Source organism: Streptomyces sp. SYSU D01066-1 (assembly GCF_054956795.1).
In genome coordinates this window covers 97067-117264 of sequence record NZ_JBUDHV010000009.1, presented here as the reverse complement: position 1 = coordinate 117264, position 20198 = coordinate 97067, and the positions used below count along the sequence as shown (strand labels likewise).

Here is a 20198-nt window from a genome sequence, read left to right as displayed (position 1 = left end):
CTCGCGGCGGCCGACGGCCCGTGGGCGGCGGGCGGACACCGCCGCGGTCACCGGGGCGGCGGCGTCCCGGTGGTCCGGGCCACCAGGTCCGTCCAGGCCCGCTCCAGCCGGGCCAGGGGCATCCCGCACTGCACGGTCAGGTGGTGGACCAGCACCGGGTCGAGCGAGGACATCAGGGTGTGCGCGAGCAGTTCGCTGTCGGCGTCCGGGACCACCTGGCGCAGCAGCAGGGCCACGTGGGCGCAGTGGAAGCGGCGGGCCGGGACGGTGTAGCGACGCTCGGGGCCGGGTTCGGCGGCCAGCTGCAGGTCCAGTTCCTCGCTCGCGCGGCGCAGCAGCGTGCACCCGAAGGCGCGCAGCCGTTCCACGGGCGGCGCCCCGGGACCCAGGGGCGGCGGACCGCTGAGCAGCGCGGCCTGGAACTTCTTCTCCGAGTGGTCCATCAGGGCCATCAGCAGGCCGGTGCGGTCGCCGAAGCGGCGGAACACCGTGCCCTTGCCCACCTGGGCGGCCGCGGCCACCGCCTCCATGGTGACGCCGGCCGCGCCGTGCTCGGCGACCAGGCGCGCGGCGGCCTCCAGCAGCCGGGCGCGGTTGCGCGCGGCGTCCGCCCGCAGGCACTGCTCCTCCTCCAGCGGCCCGGCGCCGAGCTGCAGCAGTTCGAGCGCGTCGGTGGTCTCCGGGGGCTTCGGGCGGGGCGGGAGGGCGGCGGACATGTCGTCAGCGTAAAGCATCCGAAGACAACTGGACCGCGGTCCGCTTAGGATGGTACAACTCTAAACGGACCTCGGTCCGGATTCGTGTCCGCGGTGTTCCGCGGTTCCGCAGTGTTCCCAGCGCCTGGAGTCATCACCATGTCTGTTCGCATCCTCGCCCTCGTCGGCAGCCTTCGCGCCGGTTCGCACAACCGCCAGCTCGCCGAGGCGGCCCGCAAGCTCGCCCCGGCCGGTGCCGAGGTGGAGCTCTTCGAGGGACTGGCCGAGATCCCCTTCTACAACGAGGACATCGACGTCGAGGGCAGCGTTCCGGCCGCCGCGACCCGGCTGCGCGAGGCCGCCCGGGCCGCCGACGCCTTCCTGGTCCTGTCGCCGGAGTACAACGGCACCATGCCGGCCGTGCTGAAGAACGCCATCGACTGGCTGTCCCGCCCGTTCGGCGCCGGCGCCTTCGGCGGCAAGCCCGTCGCCGTGATCGGCACCGCCTTCGGCCAGTACGGCGGGGTGTGGGCGCAGGACGAGGCCCGCAAGGCCGTGGGCATCGCGGGCGGCAAGGTCATCGAGGAGCTGAAGCTGTCCATCCCCGGTTCGGTGACCCGGTTCGCCGAGACCCACCCGGTGGACGACTCCGAGGTCGCCGCCCAGCTGACCGAGGTCGTCGCGCGTCTGCACGGCCACGCCGGGGAGATCACCGCCGCCTGAGCGCGCGGCACAGCACGGCAAGGGGCCGGGGTCTCCCGCCGCGTCCCCGCCGCGCCCGCTCCTGGCACCGGCGGTACCAGGAGCGGGCGGCCGGGCGGTGTTCACCGGACGTCATGACGAGAACCGAGTTCGGACGGACCGTACGCCGGTGGCGTGACCGCGTCTCCCCGAAGTCGGCGGGGCTGCCGGCCCGCGGCGCGCGGCCGGGCCGCGCCGGGAGGAACCGGCCCTGCCGGCCGGCATCTCGGTCGACTACCTGACCCGGCTGGAGCAGGGCCGGGCGGCGGGCCCCTCGCCGCGGGTCGTCGAGGCGCTCGCCCGGGCGCTGCGCCTGCCGCTGGAGGAGCGGGCCCATCCGTACCGGCGGGCCGGACTGGTGCCACCCGGTCCGGACACGGTGCCCTCGTACATCCCGCCGAGCGTCCACCGGCTGCTGGACCGGCCGGCCGGCACCCCCGTCGCCGTGTTCGACGCCGCGTGGACGCTGCTGGCCGGCCGGCCGTGCGCCGCGCTGATGGGCGATCCGTCCGGCCGGCGCGGGAACGAGCGCAACAGCGTGTGGCGTGCCTTCGCCGGACCGCGCGGCCGGGCGCGGCGGAGCCCGGCACAGCGGCGGGCCTTCAAGGAAGCGCTCGTCGCCGATCTGCGCCACACGGTGGGCCGGTACCCCGCCGACCCGCGGCTGCGGCGGCTGGTGGAGGACCTGTGCGCGCGCGGCGAGCGGTTCGCCGGGCTGCGGGAGCCGGGGATCGCGGGCCGGCACGAGACGGCCCGCAAGACGGTCGACCACCCCGCGGTGGGGCCGCTGGACCTGGAGTGCGACGTGCTCGGCGTGGCCGGCGGCGACCTGCGCGTCATGGTGCACTCCGCCGAGCCGGACACCCCGGACGCCGAGCGGCCGGCGCTGGTCACCGTCCTGGGCGCCCAGTCGCCGGCGGACCGGCCCGTGCCCCGCGGACCGGCGCCGGACGCAGGGGCGTTTGCGGACGGGACAGGGGTTTCCGGGAGGACGACGCAGGCAACCCGGGTCCCTGCGCAGGCCCCGCCCGCCTGAGCACGACCCCGGCCGGCGGCCCGCCCGGCCCGACCCGACGGGAGCATCCGGATGACCACCGCACCCTCGCTCGCGCTCTCCGCCCGGTCCGGTCCGCGCATCGGCGTGCTCGGCTCCTACGGCGGTTTCAACACCGGTGACGAGGCGATCCTCACCTGTGTCCTGGGCTGTCTGCGCGCCCACCGGCCGGACGCCCACCTCGTCGTCCTCGGCCGGAACGCGGAGCACACCCGCGCGCACCACCGCGAGGCCGACGAGGTCGTCGACTGGGAGGGCGTCAGCCGCAACCACGTCCTGGACGTGCTGCCCCGCCTGGACCTGCTGGTGCTGGGCGGCGGCGGGCTCCTCTTCGACGGCGAGGCCCGGCGCTACCTGCGGCTGGTGCGCGCCGCCCAGGACCGGGACGTGCCCACCTTCGCCTACGCCGTCGGCGCCGGACCGCTGCGGGAGGCCGAGGACCGGGAGGCGGTACGGACCGTGCTGGCCGACATGGACGACGTGGTGGTGCGGGACGAGGAGTCCCGGCTGGTGCTGGAGGAGGTGGGTCTGGAACGCGAGGTCACCGTCACCGCCGACCCGGCCCTGCTGCTGCGCCCGGAGCCCTTCACCGGCGCCATGATGCGCGACGAGGGCGTGCCCACCGGCGCCCGGCTGGTGGGGATGTCGGTACGGGAACCGGGCCGGGCGGCCGAGGCGCTGGACGAGAGCGACTACCACGCCCTGCTCGCCACCGTCGCGGACTTCCTGGTGCGGCGCCTGGACGCGCACGTGGTCTTCCTGCCGATGGAACGGCACGACGTACGGCACGCGCACGCCGTGCTGTCCCACATGACCGCGCCGGACAAGGGCCGCGTCCTGCACGGCTCCTACAGCCCGGGGCAGGTCCTCGGCCTGATGCGCCATCTGGACCTGGCCGTCGGCATGCGGCTGCACTTCGTGGTCTTCGCGGCGCTGACCGGCGTACCGGTGCTGCCGCTGCCCTACTCCGGCAAGGTGTTCGACTTCGCACGGCGGCTCGGGGCTCCCGCGCTGGTGGGGGTGGCGCGGGAGCAGGCCGGACTGCTGCTGGCGGAGGTCGACCGGCTGTGGGACGAGTACCCGCTGCGCGAGCAGGAGTTCGGAGCACGGATGCGGGAGCTGGCGGCGGCGGCCCGGGAGACCTGTGTGCGCTGCGGCTCGCTGCTGGACGCGGTCGGCGGCCGGCGGGGGCCGGCCGAGGCGCTGTCCGGCGCGGCCGAGCCGCGGCCCCTGAAGGTGTGACGCCGGTTCCGCGCCGGCCGTCCCCTCCGGCCCCTGGCTGTCCGGACCGGCGCCGCTGGAGAGGGCGGGCGAGCCGGACGTGCGGGGGCCGCTCCACGCGTTCACGCCGGCGTCGCCGCAAGCCGGCTCGACGGCGCCGGGCAGCCCGCCGCGACGGCGCTGGAGCCCGACGGCGGCCGGCCGGTGGTGTGCGAGACCGAGCCGGGCCGGCCCGGGGCCGGTGGTGATCGAAGCGGTCGCCGTGGCGGGCGGCACCGCGTCCCGGACGCGGTGGAGCACGGCCGGCGCCGCCCGGGCGCCGGGCCGGTGCCCGTCCCCGGCCGGGTCGCCGGCACCCGCCCGGTCAGAGCGCCCGGCCGAGGGCGGTCAGCCAGTCGTCGACCGGGCCGAACGTGAGCACCCCGCTGCCCGCGCCCGCCAGTTCACCGGAGGCGGGCAGCAGCCTGTCGTACGTCCGCCGCAGCGTCGCCCGGTCGCCGAGCGCGAGGGCGAGCGCGGCCTCGGCGCAGCACAGTGCCTCGTAGAGCAGGTCGGGCGGTGGTTCGGGCAGGCCGCGCAGGGCGTCGTGGGCGGCCGTCCGTTCGCCCTCGGCCAGCAGGGCGAACGGCTCCGCCCAGGGGCGGTAGGGCCCCCAGTCCGCCCGCCGGTCGACCCGGGGCGGCAGGCCCCGGGACAGGCGCAGGCCGAGCAGGGCGAGCGGCAGCAGGCCGCGTTCCAGGCCCGGCATCCCGGCGCCGTCCAGGCGCGCGGCGGCGGCCCGGTATCCGGCCTCGGCGCGGTCGTACGGGGCTTCGGCGGCGGCCTGGCGCAGGGCGCGGTACCAGTCGGTGAAGACGGCCACCAGCGGTCTCTCGTGCCGGGCGGCCAGCCGGTCCGCGGCGGCGGCGTGCTCGTCGGCGCCCGTGAAGTCGGCCAGCGCGGAGCGCGCCTGGAGGCGGACCAGGTGGCCGAGGACCTCGTAGGTGACCAGGGCGTGGCGGGCGGCGAGGGCGACGAGTTCGGCGCCGATGGCGTCGCGGCGCGGGGCCGCCCCGGCGGTGGTGCAGGACTGCATGTAGGTGCCGTTGAGGGCGAACGCCAGCAGCGCGGGGTCGTCCAGGTTCCGGGCGATCTCCTCGGCCGCGCGCGCCGCCCGGGGGCCGCGCGGGGACCGTACGCCGCGGCTCTCCAGGGCGACGGTGGCGAGCAGCCGGCAGCGGGCGGGAGCGGCCGACGGGGTGTCGGGGAGCGCGGCGAGGGTGCGTTCGGCGGCCTCGACGATCCGGCGGGCCGCCTCGGGGTCGTCGCTGCGGGTCCAGTTGGCGGGGACGTCGTAGGCGCCGATGACCCGGGCGGTCAGTTCCGCGTCGCCCCTCTCCTCGGCCGCGGCGACGGCCGCCATGCGGTGGAGCCGGGCGGCCTCCAGACCGCCGCCGCCGGTGACGGCCAGGGCGCGCAGCAGGCCGACGGTGGATTCCAGGCGGGTCCCGGAGCCGGCGGCGACCGCGCGGTCGTAGGCCCGCGTCGCCCGGGTCCACAGCCGGGCCGCCGCCTCGGCCGGTTCGGCGGGCGGGTCCAGGGCCGGGTCCTGGGCGAGGACGCCGGCCTCCAGGCGGCGCAGCCGAGGCCCCGGCTCGATGCCCAGCTCCCCGGCGAGCCGGGCGCGGGCCCGGCGCAGTACCGCGAGGGCGTCCGCCTGCCGTCCGGCGCGGTACAGGGCGAGGGCGAGCAGCCGCCACGCCTCCTCGCGCCACGGGTGGCCCTCCAGGTGGGCGTCGAGGTCGGGGACGGCCTCGGCGGCGCGGCCCAGCTCCACCAGGAGTTCCGCCCGGCGTTCGACGGCGCCGAGGCGCAGTTCGGTCAGCCGGGAGCGCTCGCCCCGCGCCCACCCCTCCCCGGCGAACTCCGCGTACGCCGGCCCCCGCCACTGCCCCAGGGCCGCCGCGAGCCGCTCCGGCACCCGCGCGGCGGGCAGCCGGCCGGCCGCCGTGACGGCCTCCTCGAAGCGCCAGGCGTCCACCGCGTCCGGCGCCGCGCGCAGCGCGTACCCCGGGCCCTCGGTGACCAGCAGCCGGGCCGGGGCGCGGCGCGGCCGGTCCGGTTCCAGGACGCGGCGCAGATCACCGACGAAGGTGCGCACCGCTCCCACGGCCCGCGCGGGCGGTACGTCCCACAGGTCCCCGACCAGCCGGGCCACCGGGACGACCCGCCGCCGGGCCAGCACCAGCCGGGCCAGCACGGCGCGGTGCCGGGGTCCCCGCAGGGGGAGTGCCCGGCCGTCGCGCTCGGCCGTGACGGGCCCGAGCACCCCGAAGGTGACCGTCTCCATGCGCTGTCCGACCTGTTCCGTTCTTTTGCGACCGGGTCACCACGGTACGCGCGCTGATCGGTTGCTGATTCACGCCCGGCAGGGTCAGGGGCGCGAAGACCCGTCGAAAGGAACGCACCCCTCATGGCACCGACCCTCCCCGGCTTCTCCTACGACCGTGTCCCCGTCGCCGACGGCGTGGCGCTGAACGTCGCCGTCGGCGGCTCGGGCAGCCCCGTCGTCCTGCTGCACGGCTTCCCGCAGACCCACCTGATGTGGCGGCACGTCGCCGCCGACCTGGCGCACGGGCACACGGTCATCTGCCCGGACCTGCGCGGCTACGGCGACAGCGACAAGCCGGCCGACCCGGACGGCACCGCGTACGCCAAGCGGACGACGGCCGCCGACGTCGTCGCCCTGGCCCGGGCGCTGGGGCACGAGCGGTTCGCGCTGGCCGGGCACGACCGGGGCGCGCTGGTGGCCGTCCGGGCCGGGCTGGACCACCCTGACTCGGTGACGCACCTGGCCGCGCTGGACGTGCTGCCGACCCTGGACATGTGGGACGTGCTGCGCGGCACCTCGGCCGCCGTCGCCTTCCACCTGTACCTGATGGCCCAGCCGCCCGGGCTGCCGGAAGCGCTGATCGCGGGCGCCCCGGACGCGTTCTTCGGCCACTTCCTCGACGTCTGGACCCGCGACCCGGACGCCCTCCCGGCCGACGTGCGCGCCGCGTACCTCAAGGCGTCCCGGGAGGCGGTGCCGTCCATCGTGGCCGACTACCGGGCCTCGGCCGGCATCGACGTCGACCACGACCGGGCCGACCGGGAACGCGGCAACCGGCTGCGGATGCCGGTGACCGTGCTCCAGCAGGACTGGGGCGCGGCCCTCGGCTACGACGCCGCCGCGCTGTGGCGGGCCTGGGCCTCGGATCTGCGGCACGTCACCGTGGGCTGCGGGCACTTCATGGCGGAGGAGGCGCCGGCGGAAGTGTCGGGGGCGCTGCGGGAGCTGCTGACCCGGTAGGCCCCGCGGGCACCGCCTCCGCTGTGCGGGTCCGGCCCGCCCGTCACACCGCCCCGGGCACCTCCTCCGTGACCCCGTTCAGGGGCGAGGCGGGGTCGCTGCCGTAGGGGCGGGTGAAGATCTCCAGCGCGTGGCCCGCCGGGTCGGTGAAGTACACGCCGCGCCCGCCGTCGTTGCGGTTGATCCGGCGCGGGTGCCGGCCGTGCGGGTCGGCCTGGATCGGCACCCGGTCGGCGACCAGCCGGGCCAGGGCGGCGTCGAACTCCTCCTCGGAGACGAGGAACGCGTAGTGCTGCACGGGGATCTCGGTGTCGACGGTGGCGAAGTCCAGGGTGACGCCGTTGGCGGTGGCCACGGGCAGGAACGGTTCGGCCGGTTCGCCGACCTCCAGGTTCAGGACGTGGGCGAGGAAACGGGCGGACTTCTCCCGGTCGCGGGTGAGAACGATGGTGTGGTTGAACTCGACCGACATGGGTCAGTGCCTCCACGGGCATCTCCGCGGCGCCTCCATGCCTCACCCGGCCGGTGACCGGCACGCGACACCGCGGCCAGGATGGTAGGCGGCTCCGCGCCGCGGTGTCGAGCGTTTTCCGGCGTGGTGACCGGGGCCGCCCGGGCCGGGGCGGCGGCTCAGGAGGACGCCTGGTCGCTGTCCTTGTGGGCGCCCCAGCCGTGCCAGCGCTCGACCTCGATGAGGGCGCTGACCCGGGAGCGGACCCGGTCGGGGTAGGGGCCGCCGGTGTAGTGGGTGGAGATGCGGTCGATGTCGGCCAGGCCCTCGTCGTCGCGGAACTCGGCGACCCGGCCGATGAGGGTGACGTGGGTGTACCAGTCCTCCCCGTCGAGGACGGTGAGGGTGACCCGCGGGTCACGGCGCAGGTGTCCCAGGCGTACGCGCCCCTCGTCGAGGCTGATCAGGACCCGGCCGTCGTCCTCCCAGACGTACCAGGTCGGGGTGGAGACGGGGGTGCCGTCGGAGCGGAGGGTCGCCATGACGCAGGGGTTGGCGCGGCGCAGCATCTCGACGGCGTCGGCGGGCAGCGGCGGCTTGGACATGCGGACTCCTTGGTCGTTCTGGTTCTCGTCGTTCCGGTTCTCAGCCGTTCCGGCTCTTGGCTGTTCCGTTCTCGGTCGTTCCGGTTCCCGGTCGTTCCGGCTCTTGATCGTTCCCGTTCGCCGGGGCGGCAGCCCCGTTCCCGGTCAGTCGGACGGCTGCTCGGTGAAGCTGGCGTAGTACGCGGCGGCCATGTCCTCGTCGCCGTGCCCCTGCGCCGCGGCACGGGCCAGACGCGCGGCGCCCGCGGCGGCCACGTCCAGGCGGACGCCGCCCCGTTCGCCCGCCTCGACGATCAGCCGGGCGTCCTTGGCAGCCGTGCGCACGGCGAACTGCGCGGGGGTCAGCCTGCCCTCGCGGATCAGTGCGGCCTTGGCCCTCAGATAGCCCATGTCGAGCCCGCCGCCGGCGATGGCGTCGAAGAAGTGGTCGGGGTCGACGCCCAGCGCCCCGGCCAGCGCCAGGACCTCGCCGGCCGCGTTGGTGGCGGCGATGACCCAGCTGTTGGCGACCAGCTTGAGCCGGGTGGCGCTGCCGGCGGCGCCGTCCTCGCCGGTCCACACGGTGCGGTTGCCCACCGCGTCGAAGACGGGCGTCACCGCGTCCCGCGCGTCGGCCGGCCCGGCGGCCAGGACCAGCAACTGGCCCGCCTCGGCGGGCTGCCGGGTGCCCAGCACCGGGGCGTCGAAGAAGACCAGGCCGTGCTCGCGGGCGAAGCCGGCCAGGTCGTCGAGGGCGTCGACGCCCGCGGTGGTCGACTGCGCCCAGGCGGTGCCGGGGCGCAGGCCGGGCGCCGCCTCCCGCATGACGTCGAGGACGGCGGGCCCGTCGTGGAGCATGGTCAGGACGACGTCCGCGCCCCGCACCGCCTCCTCGGGCGCGCCGGCGACGTGCGCGCCGTCGGCGGCGAGCGGCTCGGCCTTGGCCCGGGTGCGGTTCCAGACGCGGACGGTGTGTCCGGCGCGGGCGAGGTTGCGGGCCATCGCGGCGCCCATGATGCCGGTGCCCAGGACGCTCACGGTGAGCTGGTCGGTCATGAGGTCGGCTTCCTCCTCCAGACGGTGACGGGTACGGGGATCAGCCTGCCATCCGGTCGCGGCCGGCCCGGACCGGCCCGCCCGGCCAGGTCCGGTGGCCGTCGGGCACCGGGGCCGGCGCCCGCCGCGCCAGGCTGGCCGCGGGCTCGCCGGACCGCGGCTCCCGGGCGGGGGCCGCGTCCGGGAGCCGGGCAGGCGCCGCGCCGGCCGGTCGATCGCGTTGCGGGCGGTCATGCGGGCCTGTCCCGGTGCTCCTGGCTGCATGCTGGCCGTTCGGGCGGCACGCTGCCACTCGGCGACGCCTTCGGCCGCGGGCGCCGGGCACCACCGGCGTACCCTCGGGGGCTCCCGGCGGCCGTCGCCGGCATGCCGACGCCCCAGCCGCCGGCGGCACGCCCGCGTCCCGTACCGTACGGCCGTGACCGCCTTCACCGATCAGAGTCCTGGGGCCGGGGGGAACACCCCCGGCCGCCACGGCCCGCACGCCACCGCCGAGGCCGACGTCCGCGCGGTGGGCCCGGTGCGCACCGAGTACTCCCCCGCCCACGACGGCGACCCCGACCCGGGCGAGATCGTCTGGACCTGGGTGCCCTACGAGGAGAACGACGGCCGGGGCAAGGACCGCCCCGTGCTGGTGGTCGCCCGCGAGGCGGCCGGCACCGTGCTCGCCGTGCGGCTGTCCAGCAAGCGGCACGGCGCCGACCGGGACTGGGTGCCCATCGGCAGCGGCCCGTGGGACCGTTCGGGCCGGGACTCCTGGGTGGACACCGACCGGGTGCTGCGGCTGCACGAGTCGGGGATGCGGCGGGAGGCGTGCGCGCTGGACCGGATGCGGTTCAACCTCGTACGGCACCGGCTGCGGGAGCGCTACGGCTGGAGCTGAGCCCCGCCGAAGGTCCGCTCGAAGGCGGCGCGGACCGTGCCGCCCCCGGTGCGGTCCAGGACGCCGAAGACCACGTGCGTGAACGCGGACGCGAACCGGCCGCCGCATCCGAGCAGCGCCTGGAACGCGCCCGCGACCTGGGCCGGTTCGTTGCGGAAGACCCCGCACCCCCACGCGCCGAGGACCAGGCGGCGGTGCCCGTGGGCCGCGGCCGTCTCCAGTACCCGCTCCGCGCGCGCGGCCAGGGCGCGCGGCAGCTCGGCGGCGCGCTCCGGCGCCGTGCGCAGCACCACGCCCGCGTTGGGCGCGGCGGCGGTCAGGAAAGCGGCGGTGTACGGCGTGTCCAGCAGCCGGCCGCGGTCGTCCCGGAAGACGGGGACGGCGGGCGAGTACACGACGCGGTCGGTGTAGAACGGGTCGCGGTGCGCCCGGTGGTGGTCGTGGAAGTCACGGGCCCGCAGCAGGCAGGTGTGGAGCGCGGAGGCCCGGCACAGGGCCTCCTCCTGGGCCTGGGCGCCGTTGAGGTACCCCCCGCCCGGGTTGCGCGCCGAGGCGAAGTTGAGGACCGCCACGTCGCCGCCGAGGCGGCGCGCGGCCGCCAGGCTGCTCTCGCCGGTGACCTCCACGCGCATGCGCACGGGCGGGGTGTCCGGCACGGGGACGGGCTCCGGCCCGTACGTGCGGGTGCCCGACCGGGCCGCCGCCACGGCCGCCGCGATCGTCACCTCGCGCCCGTCGGACGCGCGGTAGGCCCCCGCCGCGACGATCTGCTCCGTCCGCCGGGCGATCTCCCGCAGGCGCGCGCTCACGGCGCCACCCCCGTGGACGCCGTGAGCGCGCGCCGCGCGGTCTCTCCTGTCGTGCCCATGAACGCATCGTGAGCGATGCTGGTCGTGCGGTGCAACGGAGTTTTCGCACCCTTGTGCCGCGGCGCGGAAAGGTCTTGGGTGGGACGAGTGCGGCGGCCCGGCCGTCCGGCCGGCCCCCGTCGACATGGTGGAATTTCAGGAGGATCCCGACATGTCAGAATCGTTCAGCGGCTGTCACGGGCCACGCCCCGCCGTCGGCGGAGCCGAGGCCGTCGGCGAAGCCGAGGCCGAGGCGCTGGTCCGCGGCATCGCCTTCAAGACCGGCCCGCCCCGCCGTCTCGGGGTCGAAGTGGAATGGCTCGTCCACGAGCTGCGCGACCCGCGGCTCCCCGTCACCCCCGGACGGCTCGACGCGGCGTACGCCGCGCTGCGGTCCGTCCCCCTGAAGTCGGCGCTCACCGTGGAGCCCGGCGGTCAGCTGGAGCTCAGCTCGCCGCCCGCCGCCTCCCTGACGGACGTCGTCGACACCGTCTCCGCCGACCTGGACGCCGTCCGCGCGGTACTGCGCGGCACCGGTCTGGTCCTGGCCGGCTTCGGCCACGACCCGTGGCACCTCCCCCGCCGCTTCCTGCGTCAGCCCCGCTACGACGCCATGGAGGCGTGTCTGGACCGCGCCGGGGCGGCCGGCCGCCGCATGATGCGGGCCTCGGCCTCCGTGCAGGTGTGCGTGGACGCGGGCTTCGAGGAGCCCGGTCCGCTCGGACAGGTGCGGCGCTGGTGGCTGGCCCACCGGCTGGGTCCGGTCCTGGTGGCCGCGTTCGCCAACTCGCCGCTGGTCGCCGGGCGCCCCACCGGCCGGCTCTCCACCCGGCAGCTGTACTGGGCGCGGATCGGTCCGGGCCGGGCGGGCGGCCCCCGTCTGGACACCGACCCGGCCGGTGCCTGGGCCCGGCACGCGCTGGACGCCCCGGTGATGTGCGTACGCGAGGACACGGGACCGTGGCAGGTCCCCGACGGGCTCACCTTCCGAAAGTGGATCCGCTCCCGGTCGCCCAGGCCGCCCACCGCGGAGGACCTCGGCTACCACCTCACCACGCTGTTCCCCCCGGTCAGACCACGCGGTCACCTGGAGCTGCGCATGATCGACGCGCAGCCCGGGGACGACGGCTGGATCGTGCCGCTCGCCGTCACGGCGGCGCTGTTCGACGACCCGGAGGCCACCGAGACCGCCTACCGGGCGGTGAAGCCGCTCGCCGAGCGCGCCGGCGGCCGGCCCGCCCCGCACAACCCGCTGTGGCGGGACGCGGCCCGGGCGGGGCTCGGTGACCCGGAGCTGCGCGAGGCCGCCGCCGTGTGCTTCGCGGCGGCGCTGCGCGCGCTGCCCCGGCTCGGCGCCGGCACCCGGGTGACGGACGCCGTCACGGCGTACCTGGACCGCTATGTCGCGCGGGGCCGGTGCCCCGCCGACGACCTGCTGGACGAGCACCGGAAGGACCGCTCCTGATGACCGACCCCGCCCACGACGCCGAGGTTCTGCGCGAGCGGGCCCGGACCACGCTCGTCACCGCCCGCGAACGCACCGCGCTGCTCACCGACTGCGTGGAGGGCCCCGACCTGACCGCGCAGCACTCGCCGCTGATGTCGCCGCTGGTGTGGGACCTGGCCCACATCGCCGGCCAGGAGGAGCTGTGGCTGCTGCGGGCGGTCGCCGGGCAGGAGGCGATACGGCCCGAGATCGACAGCCTCTACGACGCCTTCGAGCACCCGCGCGCCGAGCGCTCCGGGCTGCCGCTGCTGTCGCCCGAGGAGGCCCGCCGGTACGCGGCCGAGGTGCGCGGCCGGGCCCTGGACGTGCTGGCGGGCGCGGCCCTGCGCGGAACGCGGCTGACCGAGGCGGGCTTCGCCTTCGGGATGGTCGCGCAGCACGAGCAGCAGCACGACGAGACCATGCTGATCACCCATCAGCTGCGCAGGGGCCCGCGGGCGCTCACCGCCCCCGATCCGGACCCGGTGCCGCTGTTCACCGGGCCCGCCGAAGTCCTCGTCCCCGGCGGCCCGTTCACGATGGGCACCTCCACCGAGCCGTGGGCGCTGGACAACGAACGGCCCGCGCACCGGCGCGAGGTGGCGCCGTTCCACATCGACACCACACCGGTCACCAACGCGGCGTACCAGGCGTTCATCGACGACGGCGGCTACACCGACCCTCGCTGGTGGACCGCCGAGGGCTGGGACCACATCCGCCGCGGCACGATCACCGCCCCGCTGTTCTGGCGCCGGGACGGCGGGCAGTGGCTGCGCCGCCGGTTCGGGGTGACGGAGGTGGTGCCGCCCGACGAACCGGTGGTGCACGTGTGCTGGTACGAGGCCGACGCCTACGCCCGCTGGGCCGGCCGGCGGCTGCCCACCGAGGCCGAGTGGGAGAAGGCCGCCCGGCACGACCCGGCGACCGGACGGTCCACGCGCTACCCGTGGGGCGACGCCGACCCCGGCCCCGAGCACGCCAACCTCGGCCAGCGGCACCTTCGCCCGGCGCCCGCCGGCGGTTATCCCGCCGGCGAGTCGCCGCTCGGCGTACGGCAGTTGATCGGCGACGTGTGGGAGTGGACGGCGAGCGACTTCCTGCCGTACCCCGGGTTCCGGGCCTTCCCGTACAAGGAGTACTCGGAGGTGTTCTTCGGTCCCGCGCACAAGGTGCTGCGCGGCGGCTCGTTCGCGGTGGACGCGGTGGCCTGCCGGGGCACGTTCCGCAACTGGGACTACCCGGTCCGGCGGCAGATCTTCGCCGGGTTCCGCACGGCCCGGTCCGCGGAGGGCCTCTGATGTGCCGCCACCTCGCCTACGTGGGGCCCGCGCTGCCGCTCGGCGGGCTCCTCGTGACGCCCCCGCACGCCCTGTACCGCCAGTCCTGGGCGCCGCGCCGGCAGCGGTACGGGACGGTCAACGCCGACGGGTTCGGCGTCGGCTGGTACGCCGAGGACGACCCGGTGCCGGCCCGCTACCGGCGGGCCGGGCCGATCTGGGCGGACCGGTCCTTCGCCGACCTGGCCCGGGTGGTGCGCGGCACGGCGGTGCTCGGCGCGGTGCGCGACGCCACCCTGTCCGGGGCGGACGCGGAGGCCGCGGCGGCGCCGTTCGCCGCGGACACCTGGCTGTTCAGCCACAACGGGGCGGTGCCCGGCTGGCCCGGCTCACTGGCCGCTCTGGTGCCGTCGCTGCCGGCCGGGGAGCTGCTGTCGCTGGAGGCCCGCAACGACTCGGCGTTCGTGTGGGCGCTGGTCCTCGACCGGCTGCGGGCCGGTGACCCGGCGCCGCGGGCGCTGGCCGGCACGGTCCTGGAGGTCGCCGCGGCGGCCCCCGCCTCCCGCCTCAACCTCCTCCTCACCGACGGGACCGCGATCGCCGCCACCGCCTGGGGCGACACCCTGTGGTACCTGTCCCGGCCCGGCGGCGGCACCGTCGTGGCCTCCGAGCCCTACGACGACGACCCGCACTGGCGGGAGGTGCCCGACCGCACCCTGCTGGCGGCGAGCCGCACGGAGGTGCGGCTCGCCTCGCTCGAGGAATCCGCGCCCGTGACCTTGGAGGAGTCCCGTACGTGAGCACGTTCCGCGTCACCCGCGTCCTGCCCGAGGACGCCACGGACGCCGCCCTGCGCGCCGACGTCTTGGCCGGCCTGACCGGCAGCCCCCGCACGCTGCCGCCGAAGTGGTTCTACGACGCGCGCGGCAGCGAGCTGTTCGAGGAGATCACCGCGCTGCCCGAGTACTACCCGACGCGCGCCGAACGCGAGATCCTCACCGCCCGGGCCGGCGAGATCGCGGCGGCCTGCGGCGCCCGCACCCTGGTCGAGCTGGGCTCCGGCTCCTCCGCGAAGACCCGGTACCTGCTGGACGCGCTGACCGGGCTGCGCGCCTACGTCCCGGTCGACGTCAGCGAGAGCGCCCTGGAGCGGGCCGGCCGGGCGATCGCCGCCGAACGGCCGGGCCTCGGCGTCCACGCCCTGATCGCCGACTTCACCACCGCCCTGGAGCTGCCGGACACGCCGGGGCCCCGGCTGCTGGCGTTCCTCGGCGGCACCATCGGCAACCTGCTGCCCGCCGAACGGTCCGCGTTCCTCGCCTCGGTCCGCTCCGCGCTCGCCCCCGGCGACACGCTGCTGCTCGGCACCGACCTGGTCAAGGACGAGGCGGTGCTGGTGCGGGCGTACGACGACGCGGCCGGGGTGACGGCCGCGTTCGACAAGAACGTGCTGTCCGTGATCAACCGCGAGCTGGACGCCGACTTCGACCTCGCCGCCTTCGACCACGTGGCGCGGTGGGACGCGGAACACGAGTGGATCGAGATGCGGCTGCGCTCGCGCACCGCGCAGACGGTGAAGGTCCAGGCGCTCGGTCTGGCCGTGGGGTTCGCGGCCGGGGAGGAGCTGCGGACCGAGGTGTCGGCGAAGTTCCGCGAGGCGGGCGTACGCGCCGAACTGACGGCGGCGGGGCTGGAGCCGGTCCGCTGGTGGACGGATGCCGAGGGCCGCTTCGCGCTGTCGCTGAGCACGGTGCGCTGACGGCGCCGGGCGTCACCGGGCGCCCGCGTCCAGGAGTTGGGTGATCCGGTCGGCGGCCCGGCGGGCCACGGTGGCCGGGCCGGCTCCGGGGAGCACGTTCGTCATGTACTCCTTGATCGGGTTGTCCGCCTCGACCGCGCCCCAGCCGGGCGTGGTCGAGGCGGCCCGCCCGCGCGCGGCGCCGGCGGCCATGGCGGCGACGCCCTCCTCGCCCGCGACGGCGCCGGCCAGGGACTTCTTGTTCGGTACGCAGTCCATGGTCCGGGCCAGTTCGGTGTTCCACTTCTTGCCGGTCAGCGCCTCGACCACGGCGACGGCGGCCTCCCGGTCACCGGTGTTCTCCGCCACGACCAGACCGCAGCCGCCGGTCAGGAGGGCGGCGGTCAGGAGGGCGAGCAGGCGAGGACGTCTCACGAGGGGGTCCTGTTCTGTCCGGAACGCGGCGAGGAGACACCCGTCATGGGGGGGACGAGCCCGTGGCTCGTACGGGTGCCTGGATTTTGGTCCGCACCAATGCCGGGGTCAAGGGCCCGGGAGGCGTCGCCCGACATGTCGCGCGCCGGCGCGGTGTGGGGCACCGTGGAGTGATGACGAACCACACCTATCGCGTCACGGAGATCGTCGGGACCTCGCCCGACGGCGTCGGCCAGGCCGTCCGCAACGGCGTCTCCCGCGCCTCCCAGACCCTGCGCCACCTGGACTGGTTCGAGGTGACCCAGATCCGCGGCCAGATCGAGAACGGCCAGGTGGCCCACTGGCAGGTCGGCCTCAAGGTGGGCTTCCGCCTGGACGAGTGAGACCCGTCCCCAACACTTTGTAAATGGGATCCATTTTCATGTAGCGTCCTCGGTGACCTTGCCGGGCCCCGACCACCGAGGAGCACGCCCATGGCCGTCCCCAAGCGGAAGACGTCCCGCAGCAACACCCGCCACCGCCGCGCCCGGTGGAAGGCGGCCGTCCCGGCCCTCGTACCGGTCACCGTCGACGGCGTCCGCCACCTCGTCCCGCAGCACCTGCGGCGGGCCTACGAGCGCGGCCTGCTGCGTCCCGGGGGCTGACCACCCGGGAATGCCCCCGCCCGCGGGACGTTGAACCCCGTGTGAGCTCGCTGACCGCCCGGACCCCCTTCTCCGTCCTCGACCGCTCCCGCGTCCGCCGGGGGCACCCGCCCGGCGAGGCGCTGCGCGACACCGTGCGGCTGGCCCGGGAGGCCGAACGGCTGGGCTACCACCGCTTCTGGGTGTCGGAGCACCACGGGGTGCCCGGGGTGGCCGGTTCGGCGCCGACCGTACTGGCCGCCGCCGTGGCCGGGGCCACCCGGACGATCCGGGTCGGGACCGGCGGCGTGATGCTCCCCAACCACCGGCCCTTCGTCGTCGCCGAGCAGTTCGGCGTACTGGAGTCGCTGTTCCCCGGCCGGATCGACATGGGTCTGGGCCGCTCGGTGGGCTTCACCGACGGGGTGCGCCGGGCGCTGGGCCACGACAAGGACGACGCCGGCCGCTTCGAGGAGCAACTGGCCGAACTGCTGGGCTGGTTCGAGGGCACCTCGCCCACCGGCGCGCACGCCCGGCCCGCCGAGGGCCTGACCGTGCCGCCGTTCGTGCTGGCGACGGGCGAGGGCGCGGCCGTCGCCGCCCGCGCGGGCCTGCCGATGGTCATCGGCGACCTGCGCGACCGCGACCGGATGCGGCGCGGCATCGACCGCTACCGCGACGCCTTCCACCCCTCCCCGTGGGCCCGCGATCCCTACGTCGTCGTCTCCGGCACGATCGCCGTCGCCGCCACCCCCGAGGCGGCCCGGCGGCTGCTGGTCCCCGAGGCGTGGTCCATGGCGTACGCCCGCACCCACGGCACCTTCCCGCCGCTGCCGCCCGCCGAGCGGGTCGAGACCCGGACGATGACCGCGAAGGAGCGCGACCTCCACGAGGCCGGCCTCGCGGGCCACATCGCCGGCACCGAGGAGCAGGTCGCGCGGGAGCTGGAGACCCTGCTGGAGGAGACGGGCGCCCAGGAGGTGCTGGTCACCACCAGCACCTACGACCGCGCGGCCCTGTACGACTCCTACCGGCGGCTCGCGCGGATCACCGGACGGCAAACGGCCGCCGGCGGCGCGGCGCTCCCCCGGCCGGAGGCGTCACGCCGCCGGGCGGTGCGGGTCACTCGCGGCCCGGACGCCTGATGTCGTCGACCGTCCCCTCGGTCTCGATCCGCTCCTTGCGGACCCGGCCCCGGACGGTCTCGTCCTCGACGTGTTCCTCGGTGGTCAGCCGCACGCGTTCCACCGGTACCGTCTCGGTCTCCACCACGGGGTGCTCCTCGTACAGGGTGACCTCGTGCTCGGCCTCGCCGATCTCCGGGCCGGAGAGCGTGGCGTCGAGGTTGGCCTCCGTGATCGGCTCCCGCTCCAGGCGCACCTCCTCGTGCCGTACCGGCACGGTCTGCTGCACCTCCTCGGTGACCACGTACTTGCGCAGTCGCGCCCGGCCGGCCTCGCGCCGCTCGACCCCGATGTGCAGCCGCTCCTCGGAGAGCGTCATGGCGTCGTCGTCGAGCGCGCCCGCGCGGTCCGGACGCCCCCGGCCGGCGGTGCCCGCCATGTCCGCCGTGCCCGCCGCCGTGCCCACGCCCGTGCCCGGGTCACCGCCGCCGGACGTCTCGGCCTGGGACAGCACGCTGTCCCAGTTGACGCCGTAGTAGTCGTAGAGACGGTGCTCCTCGCTCGCCGACAGGTGCCCGCCCGCGTCGATGTCGACGTTGGGCGCGCCCTTGACCTGGTCCTTGGGGTAGGGAACCTCGAGGTGGTCCTCGACCAGGGTCGCGTCGTGGATGGGGACGAACGACTCGTTGGAGCCGAACATGCCGGTCCTGACGCTGACCCACTCGGGGCGCCCGGTCATGTCGTCGAAGAAGACGTGCTTGGCGTCACCGATCTTGTTGCCGTCACCGTCGTAGACGGGGTGGTCCAACAGCGTCGTGATCTCTTCGCGGGTGATCATCTCGGTCTCACCCTCCTTCTGGAGTGACGTCTATCCGGTTTTCCGCATCAAGAGGCGGAAAACGGCGCTCTCATCACAAAGTGCACGTACTTTTCGAAGGTGCTTTCCCGTGGTGACCGGCCCGGGCGGTCCCGTCCGTCCCTTCGGCGGTCCGGGCGCCGGCGGTGACGACCGGCTGTACCAGCACCTCGGCCACCAGGCCGCGCGCCGACGCCACCCGCCACAGCGAGGCGAGCAGGGTGTCCTCGCCGACGAAGGCGGGTGTCGTGGTCACCGTCCGCCCGTCTGCCAGATAGCGGATGCGCACCGGCTGGACCGGTACGCCCGCGTCGAGCGCGGCCTGGAACACGGCCCGGCGGAACGGCCCCCGGGCGCGTCCGCACCAGGTGCTGCCCTCGGGGAAGACCGCGACCGCGGCGCCACCGCGCAGTTCGGCCGCGATGCGGGCGACGGTCCCGGGCAGCGCCCGCAGCCGGTCCCGTTCGATGAACAGCACTCCCCCGCGGGCGGCCAGCCGCCCGGCCACCGGCCAGCCGCGGACCTCGCTCTTGGCCACCATCCGCGCCGGGCGGACGGCGGCCAGCAGCGGGACGTCCAGCCAGGACACGTGGTGGGCGACGAGCAGCAGTCCTCCGGCGGGCGGTGCGCCGCCGGTGATCCGGACCCGGACACCGCAGGCCCGCACGATCCACCGGCACCACCGGCGCACCAGGGCGGCGGGCACGCGGTGTCCCACCGGCGTCAGCGCGATCCCGGCCAGCAGCAGGAGCGCGACGGCCGTCAGCCGCAGCACGGCACGCGGCACGGCCGCCGCGGTCCGCGCCCGTTCCACGCAGCGCCCGGGGGTGCAGGGCGCGCCGGGCAGCCAGACGCTCACCGGGCGGCGGGCACGAGCGAGAGGAAGTGCCGCAGGTAGCGCGGGTTGATCCGGCTCATGGGCAGCAGCACGTACAGGTCGGCGACGCCGAAGTCGGGATCGTGCGCGGGTTCCCCGCAGACCCAGGCGCCGAGCCGGAGGTAGCCGCGCAGCAGGGGCGGCACCTCGGTGCGTCCGGCCGACGCCGCCGGGTGCGGGACCCACGGCAGCAGCGGCCGTACCCGGTACTCCTCGGGGGCGAGGTCGCGCTCTCGCACCCGGTCCCAGGTGGCCGACGCGAGGGCGCCGCCGTCGGCGAGCGGGACGGAGCAGCAGCCGGCCAGCCACTCGTGGCCGCGGTCGGTCATGTAGCGGGCGATGCCGGCCCAGATGAGCCCGATGACGGCGCCGTCGCGGTGGTCGGGGTGGACGCAGGAGCGGCCGACCTCGACCAGGTCCGGGCGGATGGGGTCCAGCGCGGTCAGCTCGAACTCGCTCTCCGCGTACAGCCGTCCGGCGACCGCGGCCCGCTCGGGCGGCAGCAGCCGGTAGGTGCCGACGACCTGCCCGCCGGCCTCCTCGCGGACCAGCAGGTGGTCGCAGTACGCGTCGAAGGGGTCGATGTCGAGGCCCGGCTGCGGGCCGGACAGCAGCGCGCCCATCTCCCCGGCGAAGACCTCGTGCCGCAGCCGCTGCGCGGCCCGGACCTCGTCCTCGTCGCGGGCGAGGGAGACGGTATAACGGACGGGTGCCGCGGGCTGCGGGGGACGGTCGACGGTCAGTGCACCGCTCATGGCTGCTCTCCTGGTCATCGGGCCGGGCTCGCCACAGTTCTTCCGACCGCGGCTGTCCTGCGCATGACCAACGCCGGGAGAGCGGATGTGCGCTTGCTGAATGCCAGGGGCGCGACACGCGGGACGGGGCCGGCAGGAGCACCTCTCCCGGCCCCGCCCGTCC

General features: G+C 76.0%; 20 protein-coding genes and 2 pseudogenes. 12 read left to right on the top strand and 10 right to left on the bottom strand.

What is annotated here, in order from left to right:
• Positions 1-47: 47 nt before the first annotated feature.
• Positions 48-716, bottom strand: coding sequence for a TetR/AcrR family transcriptional regulator (locus tag ACY1JF_RS11795; RefSeq protein WP_462704987.1), 669 nt, complete (start codon positions 714-716; stop codon positions 48-50).
• A 138-nt stretch (positions 717-854) separates the two neighbouring features.
• Between ACY1JF_RS11795 and ACY1JF_RS11790 the strand changes: the two genes are divergently transcribed.
• From ACY1JF_RS11790 to ACY1JF_RS11780, 3 genes and pseudogenes are all read left to right on the top strand, one after another.
• Complete coding sequence (locus tag ACY1JF_RS11790) at positions 855-1418, top strand: NADPH-dependent FMN reductase (RefSeq protein ID WP_462704986.1); 564 nt, start codon at positions 855-857, stop codon at positions 1416-1418.
• A gap of 113 nt (positions 1419-1531) precedes the next feature.
• A pseudogene (locus tag ACY1JF_RS11785) lies at positions 1532-2358 on the top strand (helix-turn-helix transcriptional regulator); the annotation flags it as partial.
• Positions 2359-2523: 165 nt separating this feature from the next.
• Positions 2524-3732 carry a polysaccharide pyruvyl transferase family protein gene (locus tag ACY1JF_RS11780; RefSeq protein ID WP_462704985.1) on the top strand — a complete coding sequence of 403 codons (1209 nt, stop codon included), beginning with the start codon at positions 2524-2526 and terminating at the stop codon, positions 3730-3732.
• Between the two features lie 343 nt (positions 3733-4075).
• Here the strand turns inward: ACY1JF_RS11780 and ACY1JF_RS11775 are convergent, their stop codons facing one another.
• Entirely contained in the window at positions 4076-6040 is a 1965-nt protein-coding gene (locus ACY1JF_RS11775) for a BTAD domain-containing putative transcriptional regulator (RefSeq protein ID WP_462704984.1), read from the bottom strand.
• A 123-nt stretch (positions 6041-6163) separates the two neighbouring features.
• Between ACY1JF_RS11775 and ACY1JF_RS11770 the strand changes: the two genes are divergently transcribed.
• Entirely contained in the window at positions 6164-7042 is an 879-nt protein-coding gene (locus ACY1JF_RS11770; protein WP_462704983.1) for an alpha/beta fold hydrolase, read from the top strand.
• Between the two features lie 43 nt (positions 7043-7085).
• Here ACY1JF_RS11770 and ACY1JF_RS11765 read toward each other — a convergent pair whose 3' ends face one another.
• The 3 genes from ACY1JF_RS11765 to ACY1JF_RS11755 form a co-directional block, all read right to left on the bottom strand.
• Entirely contained in the window at positions 7086-7514 is a 429-nt protein-coding gene (locus ACY1JF_RS11765; protein ID WP_462704982.1) for a VOC family protein, read from the bottom strand.
• Between the two features lie 158 nt (positions 7515-7672).
• On the bottom strand, positions 7673-8098 hold the full coding sequence (locus ACY1JF_RS11760) for a PPOX class F420-dependent oxidoreductase (protein ID WP_462704981.1): 426 nt from the start codon (positions 8096-8098) through the stop codon (positions 7673-7675).
• Positions 8099-8242: 144 nt separating this feature from the next.
• Positions 8243-9133, bottom strand: coding sequence for an NAD(P)-dependent oxidoreductase (locus ACY1JF_RS11755; protein ID WP_462704980.1), 891 nt, complete (start codon positions 9131-9133; stop codon positions 8243-8245).
• A gap of 418 nt (positions 9134-9551) precedes the next feature.
• Here ACY1JF_RS11755 and ACY1JF_RS11750 point away from each other — a divergent pair, with 418 nt between their 5' ends.
• Entirely contained in the window at positions 9552-10016 is a 465-nt protein-coding gene (locus ACY1JF_RS11750; protein ID WP_462704979.1) for a type II toxin-antitoxin system PemK/MazF family toxin, read from the top strand.
• On the opposite strand, the gene ACY1JF_RS11745 is transcribed toward ACY1JF_RS11750, so the two are convergent.
• Positions 10001-10825 (bottom strand): TIGR02452 family protein, encoded by an 825-nt coding sequence (locus ACY1JF_RS11745; RefSeq protein WP_462704978.1) that lies wholly within the window; start codon positions 10823-10825, stop codon positions 10001-10003. The two genes, ACY1JF_RS11750 and ACY1JF_RS11745, sit on opposite strands and share 16 nt — an antisense overlap.
• Positions 10826-11036: 211 nt before the next feature.
• Here ACY1JF_RS11745 and egtA point away from each other — a divergent pair, with 211 nt between their 5' ends.
• The 4 genes from egtA to egtD are packed head-to-tail and all read left to right on the top strand — an operon-like array spanning position 11037 to position 15386.
• Positions 11037-12329: an ergothioneine biosynthesis glutamate--cysteine ligase EgtA gene (gene egtA / locus ACY1JF_RS11740; protein ID WP_462704977.1), complete on the top strand. Its 1293-nt coding sequence runs from the start codon at positions 11037-11039 to the stop codon at positions 12327-12329.
• Positions 12329-13648, top strand: coding sequence for an ergothioneine biosynthesis protein EgtB (gene egtB, locus ACY1JF_RS11735; protein ID WP_462704976.1), 1320 nt, complete (start codon positions 12329-12331; stop codon positions 13646-13648). The genes egtA and egtB overlap by 1 nt, the downstream gene beginning before the upstream one ends.
• On the top strand, positions 13648-14427 hold the full coding sequence (egtC, locus tag ACY1JF_RS11730) for an ergothioneine biosynthesis protein EgtC (protein WP_462704975.1): 780 nt from the start codon (positions 13648-13650) through the stop codon (positions 14425-14427). The genes egtB and egtC overlap by 1 nt, the downstream gene beginning before the upstream one ends.
• Positions 14424-15386 (top strand): L-histidine N(alpha)-methyltransferase, encoded by a 963-nt coding sequence (gene egtD / locus ACY1JF_RS11725; protein ID WP_462704974.1) that lies wholly within the window; start codon positions 14424-14426, stop codon positions 15384-15386. Before egtC ends, egtD begins: the two co-directional genes overlap by 4 nt.
• A 12-nt stretch (positions 15387-15398) precedes the next feature.
• Here the strand turns inward: egtD and ACY1JF_RS11720 are convergent.
• Positions 15399-15764 (bottom strand): annotated as a pseudogene (locus ACY1JF_RS11720) (extracellular solute-binding protein); the annotation flags it as partial.
• A gap of 209 nt (positions 15765-15973) precedes the next feature.
• On the opposite strand from ACY1JF_RS11720, the gene ACY1JF_RS11715 reads away from it, so the two are divergent.
• From ACY1JF_RS11715 to ACY1JF_RS11705, 3 genes are all read left to right on the top strand, one after another.
• Positions 15974-16183, top strand: a complete 210-nt coding sequence (locus tag ACY1JF_RS11715) for a dodecin (RefSeq protein WP_462704973.1) — start codon at positions 15974-15976, stop codon at positions 16181-16183.
• Between the two features lie 90 nt (positions 16184-16273).
• On the top strand, positions 16274-16444 hold the full coding sequence (gene rpmF, locus ACY1JF_RS11710) for a 50S ribosomal protein L32 (protein WP_462704972.1): 171 nt from the start codon (positions 16274-16276) through the stop codon (positions 16442-16444).
• A gap of 41 nt (positions 16445-16485) precedes the next feature.
• Positions 16486-17568 (top strand): LLM class flavin-dependent oxidoreductase, encoded by a 1083-nt coding sequence (locus tag ACY1JF_RS11705; protein WP_462704971.1) that lies wholly within the window; start codon positions 16486-16488, stop codon positions 17566-17568.
• Here ACY1JF_RS11705 and ACY1JF_RS11700 read toward each other — a convergent pair.
• The 3 genes from ACY1JF_RS11700 to ACY1JF_RS11690 all read right to left on the bottom strand — a co-directional run bounded on the left by ACY1JF_RS11700 (position 17546) and on the right by ACY1JF_RS11690 (position 20035).
• Complete coding sequence (locus ACY1JF_RS11700) at positions 17546-18385, bottom strand: DUF2382 domain-containing protein (RefSeq protein ID WP_462704970.1); 840 nt, start codon at positions 18383-18385, stop codon at positions 17546-17548. The genes ACY1JF_RS11705 and ACY1JF_RS11700 overlap by 23 nt on opposite strands.
• A 73-nt stretch (positions 18386-18458) precedes the next feature.
• On the bottom strand, positions 18459-19262 hold the full coding sequence (locus ACY1JF_RS11695) for a lysophospholipid acyltransferase family protein (protein WP_462704969.1): 804 nt from the start codon (positions 19260-19262) through the stop codon (positions 18459-18461).
• Entirely contained in the window at positions 19259-20035 is a 777-nt protein-coding gene (locus ACY1JF_RS11690) for a GNAT family N-acetyltransferase (protein ID WP_462704968.1), read from the bottom strand. Before ACY1JF_RS11690 ends, ACY1JF_RS11695 begins: the two co-directional genes overlap by 4 nt.
• Positions 20036-20198: the final 163 nt, after the last annotated feature.

Coding starts and splice junctions, on each gene's coding strand:
- ACY1JF_RS11795 (WP_462704987.1), bottom strand. CDS start 716: ATGTCCGCCGCCCTCCCGCCCCGCCCGAAGCCCCCGGAGACCACCGAC.
- ACY1JF_RS11790 (WP_462704986.1), top strand. CDS start 855: ATGTCTGTTCGCATCCTCGCCCTCGTCGGCAGCCTTCGCGCCGGTTCG.
- ACY1JF_RS11780 (WP_462704985.1), top strand. CDS start 2,524: ATGACCACCGCACCCTCGCTCGCGCTCTCCGCCCGGTCCGGTCCGCGC.
- ACY1JF_RS11775 (WP_462704984.1), bottom strand. CDS start 6,040: ATGGAGACGGTCACCTTCGGGGTGCTCGGGCCCGTCACGGCCGAGCGC.
- ACY1JF_RS11770 (WP_462704983.1), top strand. CDS start 6,164: ATGGCACCGACCCTCCCCGGCTTCTCCTACGACCGTGTCCCCGTCGCC.
- ACY1JF_RS11765 (WP_462704982.1), bottom strand. CDS start 7,514: ATGTCGGTCGAGTTCAACCACACCATCGTTCTCACCCGCGACCGGGAG.
- ACY1JF_RS11760 (WP_462704981.1), bottom strand. CDS start 8,098: ATGTCCAAGCCGCCGCTGCCCGCCGACGCCGTCGAGATGCTGCGCCGC.
- ACY1JF_RS11755 (WP_462704980.1), bottom strand. CDS start 9,133: ATGACCGACCAGCTCACCGTGAGCGTCCTGGGCACCGGCATCATGGGC.
- egtA (WP_462704977.1), top strand. CDS start 11,037: ATGTCAGAATCGTTCAGCGGCTGTCACGGGCCACGCCCCGCCGTCGGC.
- egtB (WP_462704976.1), top strand. CDS start 12,329: ATGACCGACCCCGCCCACGACGCCGAGGTTCTGCGCGAGCGGGCCCGG.
- egtC (WP_462704975.1), top strand. CDS start 13,648: ATGTGCCGCCACCTCGCCTACGTGGGGCCCGCGCTGCCGCTCGGCGGG.
- ACY1JF_RS11715 (WP_462704973.1), top strand. CDS start 15,974: ATGACGAACCACACCTATCGCGTCACGGAGATCGTCGGGACCTCGCCC.
- rpmF (WP_462704972.1), top strand. CDS start 16,274: ATGGCCGTCCCCAAGCGGAAGACGTCCCGCAGCAACACCCGCCACCGC.
- ACY1JF_RS11700 (WP_462704970.1), bottom strand. CDS start 18,385: ATGATCACCCGCGAAGAGATCACGACGCTGTTGGACCACCCCGTCTAC.
- ACY1JF_RS11690 (WP_462704968.1), bottom strand. CDS start 20,035: ATGAGCGGTGCACTGACCGTCGACCGTCCCCCGCAGCCCGCGGCACCC.